Source organism: Mycolicibacterium setense (genome assembly GCF_000805385.1).
GTDB classification, from domain to species: domain Bacteria; phylum Actinomycetota; class Actinomycetes; order Mycobacteriales; family Mycobacteriaceae; genus Mycobacterium; species Mycobacterium setense.
Genome location: NZ_JTJW01000006.1, coordinates 876799 through 888475 on the forward strand (window position 1 = coordinate 876799; position 11677 = coordinate 888475).

Sequence of the window (11677 nt, forward strand, 5' to 3'; positions counted from 1 at the left end):
TGGTCAGCGTTTGGCCAGATCGCTCGACGCGGCATCCAAGACGTCGTTGAACACCCTGGCCAGCATCGGCCGGCCGACCCAACGAGTCAGGGCCTCGCCGATGAGTGGGAACTTCACCCGGAACGTCGTGGTCCATACGACGCGGGTGCCGCCATCCACCGCGGTGAGGCTGACGCGACCAAGCCGATGTTCCGACGGCGGGAAACTGCGTTCGACCGAGTAGTCGAAGGAGTGGGGTGCGTCGTATGCGGTGATGCGCTCCCGGAACCAGCCGACCACCCAGAGCAGGATGCGTACCGCGCCTTGTCCGTATGCGGTCTGCCGGCCGGGTTCGGCCAGCCTTTGCCGAAGCACCAATGGAGAACGCGTGAAATTGGCGGCGTTGCTCATGAAGTCGAACACCTCCTCCTGCGGTGCTGCGATGGTCCGTTCGACGGTGACGGTCTGCATCAGTCCTCCTGCTGTCTGGTCAGGGTGCGGGTGGCAGCGGCGTCGCGCAGTTTGTCGGGGTTGCGCATCGCGTACAGCGCGGTGATCAGTTCGTCGGTCACCTCGATCAGCAGGACCGAATCCAGCGTGCCTTCTCGGCGGAACAAGACGGCCGGCATCGAGTTGTAGCTGCCGAACGAAATGTCGAATCCGGCCATACTGCCCTGGGCGAGTCCTGCCATGAACTGCGCGACCCGTTCTGGTCCGACGACTGGGCGACGCGCAGCCGATACCCGGCCGCCGCCGTCGGACAGCGCCACGACCTCGGGAGCCATCACCGCGACGAGGCCATCGATGTCCCCGGTGTGCGCGGCCCGCAGGAACTTCGTGACAGTGGCACGCGCCAGTTGTCTGTCCGGTGTGAAGCGTCGCCGTCGGGCTTGCACGTGTTCGCGTGCGCGATGGGCGATTTGGCGCACAGTTGTATCGGACTTTCCCACCACGAGCGCTATCTCGGGATGGCTGTAACCGAACACCTCGTTGAGGACGAACACCACTCGTTCGTCGGGGCTGAGTGTCTCCAATATCAGCAGCATCGCCATGGAAACCGACTCGGCGAGGACGGCGTCCTCGCTGACGTCGGCCGCGGTCTGGATCGGTTCGGGCAGCCAGTTGCCGACATAGTCTTCGCGTCGGCGCCTGCTCGTGCGTAGCGCGTTGAGGGCCTGCCTCGTCACGATCTGCACGAGATACGCGTGCGGATGGGTGACCTCACCTGCCGTGATCCAGCGCAGGTAGCTTTCCTGCACTACATCTTCGGCGTCGGCGGCGCTTCCCAGAATCTGGTACGCCAGCGTGAACAGTAGCGGGCGGTGCCCGGCGAATACCTCGGTCGCGTTCAGATGATCCCCCTGTGCCCGTGGATGTCACACTCTCAGACACCGCTCGGCGGCCGAACCGTGACAACCCCCGGTTGTGAACCGCGTCACATGGGGGCGACGTCGTGCGCGTGGTGGACGATGTCGTGCAGGTGGTAGACCGCGATGGTCGCGATGGTGAACTCACTGCCATTGCTGCGCAGCCCGCGACGTGTCCAGGCATCGGCCGGAACGTGGTCATAGGTGTCGGCGATGATGCCGGCGGCCTCGAACAGTTCAGTGGCGACGATTGCGGGATCCTGCGATCCGTAGTCGTCGGCGATCGCGGTGGCGTCCTGATCCCAGTTGGGGAATTGCGGAGCGTCCTCGGTCAGCATCAGCTGTACCCGGTGCTCGAAGATCCGGTGCACATCACGGATATGGCAGCCGTATTCCAGGACCGACCAGCGGTCGGCACGCGTCCTGACGGCCACACCGGGGCCGTGCAACCGGGGCACCCACGCTGCGGCATCCTCACGGATGCGATCGGCTACCTCGCTGCGGTGCACTGCGGCCGGGTCGAATCCGCACTCACCGCAGGCGCGCGAAAGTACCCAGGTCCAGTCCTTGGAATCGGGCTCCAGATCTTCCATCCCACCAGTGTCGCTGCCAGTCAGTCGGACGACAACGCAGACCGGAGCACATCGAGCGGCAGGCCGCCCAGATCGAGTGCGCGGCTGTGGAATTCCCGCAATGACGATCCGCGGCGCAGGGTCTCGTCCCGGAGTTCGTGCCAGATCCGCTGCCCGATGGCGTACGACGGTGCCTGCCCCGGCCAGCCCAGATAACGATCGAGCTCGAAGCGAAGATTCTCCTCGGCCATGGCTGAATGCGAGGTCAGGAAGTTCCACGCCCGTTCGGCATCCCACACCTCACCGTCGGGCGCGGTCAGGCCGCAGTGCACACCGATGTCGATCACCACGCGGGCTGCGCGGAACCGTTGGGCATCAAGCATTCCCATGCGGTCGCCGGCATCGTCGAGCCAGCCGAGCTCAGCCATCAACCGCTCCGCGTACAGCGCCCAGCCCTCGCCATGACCTGACACCCAGCAGCCCAGCCGCCGCCACCGGTTGAGCTGGTCGGCCAATGCCACCGCGCGGCCGATCTGCAGATGATGACCGGGAACGCCTTCGTGGAACACCGTCGTGGTTTCCTGCCAGGTGTGGAACTTTTCGACCCCGGGCGGCACTGACCACCACATGCGTCCTGGGCGTGACCAATCCTCGGACGGTCCGGTGTAGTAGATGCCGCCGGTCTGGGTCGGCGCGATCCGGCACTCCAGCGTGCGCAGCGGACCGTCGATGTCGAAGTGGGTGCCGGCCAGGGATTCCAGCGCCCGATCGGACAGCTGCTGCATCCATGCCTGCAAGGCGTCCGTGCCGCTGATGACGTACCTGGGTTCTTCGTCGAGCCGGCGCAACGTCTCGGCGACGGTGGCACCCGGATAGAGCTGCTGGGCGATCGATTCCTGTTCGGCCACAACGGCATCGAGCAGGCCCAGACCCCAGTCGTAGGCCTCGTCGAGGTCTACGGAGGTGCCCAGGAACAACCGGGACATGAGTCCGTAGGCGTCGCGCCCGCACGCGTCGGACTGGCGGGCACGGGGAGCGATCTCCGCACGAAGGACGTCGCCGAGATGCCGGTAGGCGTCGGCCGCGGCCTCGCTGCGCTGCCGCAACTCCGCTTGCAGTCGTCGGTTTCCCGGCGCCGCGCCGGCACACATCCCGGCGAACAACTCGGCGATCTGGCGGGACTGGGCCACCCCGCGGGTGACCTGACGCAGGGCCGGAGCATGGCCGCTGTTGGAGGCTTCGCGCAGCGCCTCCGCGTAACCGGCGGCCCGTTCGGGCACTTTCGCCAGCCTGGCGGAGATCAACGCCCAATCGTCCTCGGTGTCGGTGGGCATCAGGTCGAACACATCGCGCATGGTCTGAAGCGGCGAGGCGATCACGTTGAGCTCGCCCAGGTCCAGACCGGCATCGTGCACGTCGACGATCGCGCCGAGGCGCTCGCGCAGTGCGGCCACGGTCACCACGTCGACATCGTCGACCGGTTCGATGCCGTCGAGCTCCCGCAAGGTGGCGCGCGCGGCCTCCGCGCGCGCCGTCACCCCCTCCGGTGAGTAGTCGGTGACGTCGTCGTCGTGCCCCGTGATGCCCAGTTCTGTTGCGGCGCAAGGGTCGAGGCGCGCATAGGTGTCCAGGTAACGCTCGGCTGCCGTGTCGACGGCGGTGGCGGCCCTAGCCAAGGTTGTTCGCGGCGAAGGTGTCGCACTTGTTCGGATCACCGGTCTGGTAGCCGATGGTGAACCACTTCTGGCGCTGCTCAGAAGAACCGTGGGTCCATGCCTCAGGGTTGACCCGGCCGGTGGCCTGCTTCTGGATACGATCGTCGCCCACCGAGGAGGCCGCCGACAGCGCGTCGGTGATGTCCTTGTCGCTCAGCGGTTCCAGGAAGGGCACGTCGGTACCTTCCTGCCGGGTGATCGACGCGTAGTGCGCCCAGACGCCGGCGTAGCAGTCGGCCTGCAGTTCGGTGCGCACGCCGCCGCCGGTGGCGCCCTCCGGATCCTGCTGGGCCCGACCGAGGACGCCGAGCAGGTTCTGCACGTGGTGTCCGAATTCGTGGGCCACCACGTACTCCTGCGCGAGCGGGCCTCCGCTGGAACCGAACTGGTCGACGAGCACCTGGAAGAAATCGGTGTCGAAGTAGGCCGTCTGGTCCACGGGGCAGTAGAACGGCCCGACATCACTTGTGGCCGGACCGCACCCGGTCTGAACCTGACCCTTGAACAGCCGGACGTAGGGACGCTTGTATCCCTTGAGCAGTTGCTGCCACACACCGTCGACGGAGTTTCCGGTGGCGATCACGCGGCACTCGACCTTGGTGTTGGCGTCAGCGCCCGTCTTGCACTGGCTCAGATCGAAACCTTCGGCCTCGACACCGTTGGTGGAGATCTCCTGTTGCTGGGGGAGCACGGTGCCCGGGTCCACCCCGAGGAACATCGCGAGCACCACGACCAACAGACCGCCGAGACCGCCACCGATCGCGATGCCACGGCCAGGGCCGCGGCCACCCCCGGAGCTGGAAGTAGTGCTCGTGTCGATCTGCATACCCTCGTTGAAGGTCATCCCGTCACTCCATCGCATTCGCCGGTAGGTGCGTGCTCAACAGCCCGTTCAGCTTTTCACACTACGATTCAGACGTGTCCGTCGTTGCGGAACATTCGACCATCGCCCACACCTCGCTGGGGCGGTTACGCGGCACCCGCGAAGGCGGGGTCAGCGTTTGGCGGGGTGTCGAGTACGCCCAGCAGCCCATCGGCGCCTTGCGATTCCTGGCGCCGCAGCCCGTGGTGCCGTGGACCGATGTCCGCGACGCCGTCGAGCACGGCCCGTTGCCGCCCCAGGGCCGTTCGTTCGTCGGGGGAGGCCGCGATGACCCCAAGGTCCGTGACGAGGCGTGCCTGACGGTCACGGTGTGGTCGCCCGACACGAGCGGATCACTGCCGGTGATGGTGTGGATCCCCGGCGGGGCATTCGTCTACGGCGCCGGGCAGTTGCAGCTGTACAACGGTTCGCGGCTGGCGGCCAACGGCAACGTGGTCGTCGTCAACGTCACGTACCGGCTGGGCGTGTTCGGCGGATTCGAACTCGGTGACCTGGGTGAGGGATTCGACGACAACCTCTGCCTGCGCGACCAGATCGCCGCCCTGCAGTGGGTCCGTGACAACATCGCCGCATTCGGCGGCGACCCCGGACAGGTCACGGTATTCGGCGAATCAGCGGGTGCCACATCGGTGTTGGCGCTGTTGGCCAGCCCGGCAGCCGACGGGTTGTTCGCCCGGGCCATCGCCCAGAGCCCGGCGTTGCCGCTGATCGCCGACCGCGAAGACCGGGCCCGTCAGTCACGCCGCTTCATGCAATTGCTCGGCGTCGGGGCCGAGCAGCTCAAGATGTTGCCGCAACGCCAGTTGCGCCGCGCCGCCGGCCAGCTCCAGCTCGAGAGTGCACAACACACGCCGACGCTGGCCTACGGGCTGACTCACGGCGTCGATCTCTTGCCACTGCACCCCATCGAGGCGGCACGCACGGGCGCGGTGTCCGCGGTGCCGTTGATCATCGGTACGAACAGTCACGAGGCGTCGATGTTCGCCTGGGGTAAACCGCCGATGCTGCCGACCACGCTGGCCGGCGTGGAGGACTATCTGCGCCGTCACGCCCCCCATGAGCGCGACCGCGTATTGGCCGCCTACCCGGACTTCCCGCGCCGCCGGGCCTTGATCGCGTTCGGTTCCGACGTCATGTTCGGTGCGCCGACCTGGGCGTTCGCTGACGCCTACAGCTCCCAGGCGCCGACGCACGCGTACCGGTTCGACCACACCACGTGGACATTGAAGGTGTTGGGGCTCGGCGCCACCCACGGCAGCGAGATCGTGCACATCCAGCACAGCTACGGGTCGTATCTGGGGCGCAAGCTGCATCCGTTGGGTCGCCGGGTCCAGCCGTCGGTCGGCCGGCGGATGCAACGCACGTGGCTGGATTTCGCCCGGGCCGAGGTCGCCGATTGGCCGGAGTACGACGTCGAGCAGCGCCTGACCCGGGTGATCCGCTCCACGCGCGACGAGACCGTCGCCGATCCCGACGCGGCGCGGCGCACGGTGTGGGAGGCGCTGGGCTGAGGCCCTACTTGCCGTAGCGCTCGTCGGTATAGCGGCGGAGGTTGTGCAAGAACCGCTGGAACAGCCACGCCATCACCGGTTGTCCCATCGTCATCCCGAGCCGGCCGGCCAGCCCGCTGGGCTTCATGGCCATGACCCAGGTGAGGTGGCAGCCGTCGGCGGTCTCGACGACGCGGTAGTCCTCGGCGAAGGCCGAGATCGCGTTGGAGGTGCTGGTGTTGAATCGGAAAGCCATGTGGGAGAAGGGTTCCCAGGCCAGAAACTCCTCGTCTCCGACGATGTGCCCGCGCATCGTGACCGTACGGGTGGTGCCGACGCCGCGGGGTTCGGGGCTGGTCCACTCCACATTGGTGATGACCGTGGCCCAATGCGGCCACGAGGTCTCGTCACTGAGCACCTCGAACAGCTGCTCTGCGGTGATGGCGAGCTCGACGGTGCTGACAAAGCGGAACGGCGCATGGTCGATGAAGTCCAACTCGACGCGTTCGCACTGGTAGGTCCGGGCCATGGGTAGACACCCTAAGGCAAAGTGTCTAGTCCTCGGTCAGCCCGGCCCATCGTCGGCCGCCGCCAACAGCGGGACGACCACGTCGCTGATCGGGGTCGGCAGGCCGTGGGCGGCCGCCTTGCGGCTGATGACGCCGTTGCGAATGTCCCACTCGAGCGGTCGGCCGGCCTGGTGGTCGGTCAGCATCGAGGTGGTCAGATCCTCGGGTGAGGACGCCAGCATCGTGACGATCTCGTCGACCACGTCATCTTCCAGGCGGGCGCCGTCGGCGCGGGCCACGGCCAGACATTCGGTCAGATAGCGTCGCGCCAGCGCGGCCACGTCATCGCGGCGGAACATGCCAGCGCGCCGGTGGGCCAGCACCATGAACCCGACCACCGCGTTGACCAGGAGCTTGCGCCAGGTCGCGCTGCGGAAATCAGGATCGCGCTCCACGGCGATCGCGGTGCCGTGCAGTGCATGGGCGACGGCGCCCGCCGCCGCGTTGTCCGGCAGCACCAGCCGGGCTTCGCTGCGCAACCGAACCCAGCCGCCGGGCTGCGTCTCGGCCGAGATCCATACCGCCGCGGGCACCACGTGGGCGGCGTCGGTCCGCCGGCTGACCGCGCTCACCCGTTCGACCTGCTCGACGCCGTTCTGCAGTGCGCAGATCACGGTGTTCTCGTCGCACAACCGCTCGAGCCAGGCGGCTGCCCGGGCGTTCTGGGTGTCCTTGACGGCGAGAAACACCACGTCGAGCGGGCCGTCGACGGTACCCGGATCGGTGTGAACCGGGCCGGGTATTCGAATGGGCTCTCGGTCGTCGGGCCGGACCTCGATTCGGTCGCGTGCGGTCCGCCCACACAGGAGGACCGGCCGGCCGGCGGTGTACAACAGCGCCGCAATGGTGGATCCGATGGCGCCGGGGCCGATCACCGCGATGGAGGAGTTCAGGCTTGTCGGGTCTTCGCGCGAGCGCTCATCCGGTGCTGTCTGGTCTTCGCGCGAGCGCTCATCCACATCGCCAAGTTACCGCCGCCGATCGACTCTCTAGACTGGTCAATCGTCCCACCGAACTTATCGAGGAGTTTTCGTGCTGCGCAGTCATGCCGCTGGTTCATTGCGGGCCGCGGATGCCGGTCAAACGGTCACCTTGGCGGGATGGGTGGCGCGCCGTCGTGACCACGGCGGCGTCATCTTCATCGATCTGCGCGACGCATCGGGCGTGTCGCAGGTGGTGTTCCGCGAAGGTGATGTGCTCGCCGCCGCCCACCGGTTGCGCGCCGAATTCTGCATCGCCGTCACGGGCGTCGTCGAGGTCCGCCCCGAGGGCAACGAGAACCCCGAGATTCCGACCGGCAAGATCGAGGTGAACGCCACCTCGCTGACGGTGCTGTCCGAGAGCGCGCCGCTGCCGTTCCAGCTCGACGAGACCGCAGGCGAGGAAGCCCGGCTCAAATACCGCTACCTGGATCTGCGGCGCGAGGGCCCGGGCAACGCAATCCGGTTGCGCTCCAAGGTGAATGCGGCTGCCCGCGGTGTGCTGGCCGAGCATGACTTCGTCGAGATCGAAACCCCGACCTTGACCCGCTCGACCCCTGAGGGCGCCCGCGACTTCCTGGTCCCGGCGCGCCTGCAGCCCGGCTCCTTCTACGCGCTGCCCCAGAGCCCGCAGCTGTTCAAGCAGTTGCTGATGGTCGCGGGCATGGAGCGCTACTACCAGATCGCGCGCTGCTACCGCGACGAGGACTTCCGCGCCGACCGCCAGCCGGAATTCACCCAGCTGGACATGGAGCTCAGTTTCGTCGATGCCGACGACGTGATGTCGATCGCCGAAGAGGTGCTGCGCGCACTGTGGGCATTGGTGGGCCACGACCTGCCGTTGCCGCTGCCGCGGATCAGTTACGCCGAGGCGATGCGCCGATTCGGTTCGGACAAGCCCGACCTGCGGTTCGGCGTCGAGCTCATCGAGTGCACCGAGTACTTCAAGGACACCCCGTTCCGGGTGTTCCAAGCGCCGTACGTGGGCGCCGTCGTGATGACCGGCGGGGCGTCGCAGCCGCGTCGCACCTTGGACGGCTGGCAGGAATTCGCCAAGCAGCGCGGCCACAAGGGGCTGGCCTATGTGCTGATCGGCGAAGACGGCACGCTGGGCGGCCCGGTCGCCAAGAACCTCACCGATGCCGAGCGTGACGGTCTGGCCGCTCATGTGGGCGCCAAGCCGGGTGATTGCGTGTTCTTCGCGGCGGGCCCGGCCCGCACGGCGCGGGCACTGCTGGGTGCCACCCGCATCGAGATCGCCAAGCGCCTCGACCTGATCGACCCGACCGCGTGGGCGTTCACCTGGGTCGTGGACTTCCCGATGTTCGAGCCCGCCGACGTGGCCACCGCCTCTGGCGATGTGGCCGTCGGTTCGGGCGCCTGGACGGCCGTGCATCACGCCTTCACCGCGCCGAAGGTCGAATCGGAGGACACCTTCGACACTGACCCGGGCAACGCGTTGTCCGATGCCTACGACATCGTCTGCAACGGCAACGAGATCGGCGGCGGGTCGATCCGTATCCACCGGCGCGATATCCAGGAGCGGGTGTTCGCCATGATGGGGATCGACCACGACGAGGCCCAGGATAAATTCGGATTCCTGTTGGACGCCTTCGCCTTCGGCGCGCCTCCGCATGGCGGCATCGCGTTCGGCTGGGACCGCATCACCGCACTGCTGGCCGGTGTGGACTCGATCCGCGAGGTCATCGCGTTCCCCAAGTCGGGCGGCGGCGTCGACCCGCTGACCGATGCGCCCGCGCCGATCACTCCGCAGCAGCGCAAGGAATCGGGAATAGACGCCAAGCCCGAGGAGCTCAAGAAGTCATGAGCGATATCGATCCCGGCTTCGACAAGAGTGAACTGGTCGCCGACGTAGCGGCCCTCGATGACTTCAACCGGAATGTCGTAGAAGAATTCCGCGCCAACGGTGGCAAGGTGGGCGGCCCGTTCGAGGGCGGCACGCTGTTGCTGTTGCACACCATCGGCGCGAAGTCGGGGCAGCCACGACTGTCGCCGTTGGCTTATCTCGATGTCGACGGCAGGATGCTGATCGTCGGCTCCTACGCCGGTGCGCCGAAAGATCCGGCGTGGGTGCACAATCTGCGCGCCAATCCGAAGGTTCGCGTCGAGGTGGGCACCGAGGCGTACGACGCGACGGCCAGGGAGCTGCCTGCCGACGAGCGGGATGCCGCCTACCCGAAGATCGTCGCGGCCGCACCGGTCTTCGCCGAATACCAGTCCAAGACCACGCGGGCCATTCCGCTGTTCGAGTTGGTCCGCGCTTAACGCCGAACCTGAGCTTGTGTGCGAACTTTCGCAGGAATGTCGCACACAAGCTCAGGTTCGAGCAGTCGACTACAGCCGCTCGATGATGGTGGCGTTGGCCATGCCGCCGCCCTCACACATCGTCTGCAGGCCGTAGCGCCCGCCACGCTGTTGCAGGGCATTGACCAGGGTGGTCATGATGCGGGCCCCGCTGGCACCCAGCGGGTGCCCGATCGCGATGGCCCCGCCGTTGACGTTGGTCTTGGCCAGATCGGCGCCGGTGTCGTGCGCCCATGCCAGCACCACCGGGGCGAAGGCCTCGTTGACCTCGAACAGGTCGATGTCCGCCAGTGTCAAACCCGCACGCGCCAATACCTTTTCGGTGGCGGGGATGACTCCGGTGAGCATGTAGAGCGGGTCTGACCCGACGACGGTGGTGGTATGAATACGCGCGAGCGGGCTCAAACCCAGCTTCCTGGCTGTCGCGCCGCTGGTGATCATGACCGCAGCGCTGCCGTCGGACAGCGGTGACGAGTTGCCCGGGGTGATCGCCCAGTTGATCTGCGGGAAGCGCGCCGCATAGGCCTCGTTGTAGAACGCCGGCTTCAGCCCGGCCAGGGTGTCCACCGTCGTGCCGGGCCGGATGATCTCGTCGGTGCTGAGCCCGGCGATGGGGGACAGTTCGGCGTCGAACGACCCGTCCTTGGTGGCCCGGGCAGCCTTCTCGTGGCTGCCCGCGGAGAACTCGTCGAGCTGGGCGCGGGAGAAGCCCCACTTGGCTGCGATCAACTCCGCGCTGATCCCTTGCGGAACAAGGCCTTCGGAGTATCGCTCGGCGAAGGCCAGGCCGAACGGGTCGCTGCCGGGCAGGACCGAGGTGCCCATCGGGACGCGAGACATGGATTCCACGCCCGCGGCGATGACGATGTCGTAGGCGCCGGCCAGCACGCCTTGGGCGGCGAAGCTGATCGCCTGCTGGCTGCTGCCGCACTGACGGTCCACGGTGGTGCCGGGGACGCTTTCCGGGAAGCCCGCGCCCAGCAGGGCGTTGCGGGCGATGTTGACGGCTTGGTCGCCCACCTGGGTGACGGCTCCGGCGATGACGTCGTCGACGAGCACCGGGTCGACACCGGTGCGGGTGATCAGCTCCCGCAGGCTGTGGGCCAGCAGATCCGCCGGAAGGACGCCGTGCAGTGCGCCGTTGGCCTTGCCTTTGCCGATCGGGGTCCGAACCGCTCCGACGATGACTGCGTCGCGGTCTGCAAATCCGGTCATGTCCGCCTCCTGATGCTCCACGCTGAGTATTGTTATGGCTACCCAGATATAGCACCTGGGTATAGTTAGAACAACTCAGGGATGGAGTTTGATTCCGTGGGAATGCTGCAGGGCAAGTTGGCCGACCGTGATGCCTGGTCGGCGGTGGGGCACTGTCCGATCGAGAGGACCATGGCCTTCGCGGGCACCAAGTCGGCGATGCTGATCATGCGCGAGGCGTTCTACGGCACCACCAGGTTCGACGACTTCGCCCGCCGGGTCGGCATCACCAAGGCCGCCACCTCGGCACGGCTGTCCGACCTCGTCGCCGCCGGACTGCTGGCGAAGCGGCCCTATCGGGAACCCGGTCAGAGGGAGCGCGACGAGTACGTACTCACCGAATCGGGCACCGATTTCATGCCGGTGGTCTGGGCGATGTTCGAGTGGGGCCGCAAACACCTCGGCGATACAGGCCTGCGATTGGCGCACGACGGCTGCGGGGCCCTGGCCGGAGTCGAAATCCGTTGCGATGAGGGACACCACGTGCCGGCTGAGGAACTCGTCGTGCGCGTCGAGCGGCCCACGTCGTGACGACGGGTGGCG

Annotated in this window: 12 protein-coding genes; 4 read left to right on the forward strand and 8 right to left on the reverse strand. The window is 67.1% G+C overall.

The features are described from left to right. Positions 1–3 precede the first annotated feature (3 nt). The 5 genes from QQ25_RS14945 to ypfJ form a co-directional block, all read right to left on the reverse strand. A complete protein-coding gene (locus QQ25_RS14945) occupies positions 4–450 on the reverse strand; it encodes an SRPBCC family protein (protein ID WP_039319585.1) in 447 nt (148 codons plus the stop codon). Further along, positions 450–1331, reverse strand: a complete 882-nt coding sequence (locus tag QQ25_RS14950; protein ID WP_039319587.1) for an RNA polymerase sigma-70 factor — start codon at positions 1329–1331, stop codon at positions 450–452. The genes QQ25_RS14945 and QQ25_RS14950 overlap by 1 nt, the downstream gene beginning before the upstream one ends. Before the next feature lie 83 nt (positions 1332–1414). After that, positions 1415–1939: a DinB family protein gene (locus QQ25_RS14955; RefSeq protein ID WP_039379386.1), complete on the reverse strand. Its 525-nt coding sequence runs from the start codon at positions 1937–1939 to the stop codon at positions 1415–1417. A 20-nt stretch (positions 1940–1959) separates the two neighbouring features. After that, the gene (locus QQ25_RS14960; RefSeq protein WP_039379388.1) at positions 1960–3594 is read right to left on the reverse strand and encodes a DUF885 domain-containing protein; all 1635 of its coding nucleotides are present in this window, start codon (positions 3592–3594) and stop codon (positions 1960–1962) included. Further along, a complete protein-coding gene (gene ypfJ / locus QQ25_RS14965; protein WP_039379389.1) occupies positions 3587–4477 on the reverse strand; it encodes a KPN_02809 family neutral zinc metallopeptidase in 891 nt (296 codons plus the stop codon). The genes QQ25_RS14960 and ypfJ overlap by 8 nt, the downstream gene beginning before the upstream one ends. Before the next feature lie 74 nt (positions 4478–4551). On the opposite strand from ypfJ, the gene QQ25_RS14970 reads away from it, so the two are divergent. Beyond that, positions 4552–6027: a carboxylesterase/lipase family protein gene (locus QQ25_RS14970; RefSeq protein WP_039379980.1), complete on the forward strand. Its 1476-nt coding sequence runs from the start codon at positions 4552–4554 to the stop codon at positions 6025–6027. 4 nt (positions 6028–6031) lie between these two features. On the opposite strand, the gene QQ25_RS14975 is transcribed toward QQ25_RS14970, so the two are convergent. After that, positions 6032–6535 carry an SRPBCC family protein gene (locus QQ25_RS14975; RefSeq protein ID WP_039319596.1) on the reverse strand — a complete coding sequence of 168 codons (504 nt, stop codon included), beginning with the start codon at positions 6533–6535 and terminating at the stop codon, positions 6032–6034. Positions 6536–6571: 36 nt separating this feature from the next. Then, on the reverse strand, positions 6572–7468 hold the full coding sequence (locus tag QQ25_RS14980) for an oxidoreductase (RefSeq protein ID WP_039379982.1): 897 nt from the start codon (positions 7466–7468) through the stop codon (positions 6572–6574). Positions 7469–7607: 139 nt separating this feature from the next. Between QQ25_RS14980 and aspS the strand changes: the two genes are divergently transcribed. After that, on the forward strand, positions 7608–9383 hold the full coding sequence (aspS, locus tag QQ25_RS14985) for an aspartate--tRNA ligase (RefSeq protein WP_039319598.1): 1776 nt from the start codon (positions 7608–7610) through the stop codon (positions 9381–9383). After that, positions 9380–9841: a nitroreductase family deazaflavin-dependent oxidoreductase gene (locus QQ25_RS14990; RefSeq protein ID WP_039379391.1), complete on the forward strand. Its 462-nt coding sequence runs from the start codon at positions 9380–9382 to the stop codon at positions 9839–9841. Before aspS ends, QQ25_RS14990 begins: the two co-directional genes overlap by 4 nt. A 69-nt stretch (positions 9842–9910) precedes the next feature. On the opposite strand, the gene QQ25_RS14995 is transcribed toward QQ25_RS14990, so the two are convergent. Beyond that, entirely contained in the window at positions 9911–11095 is a 1185-nt protein-coding gene (locus QQ25_RS14995) for a thiolase family protein (protein ID WP_039320566.1), read from the reverse strand. A gap of 81 nt (positions 11096–11176) precedes the next feature. On the opposite strand from QQ25_RS14995, the gene QQ25_RS15000 reads away from it, so the two are divergent. Next, on the forward strand, positions 11177–11665 hold the full coding sequence (locus QQ25_RS15000) for a winged helix-turn-helix transcriptional regulator (protein WP_234711909.1): 489 nt from the start codon (positions 11177–11179) through the stop codon (positions 11663–11665). Positions 11666–11677 lie beyond the last annotated feature (12 nt).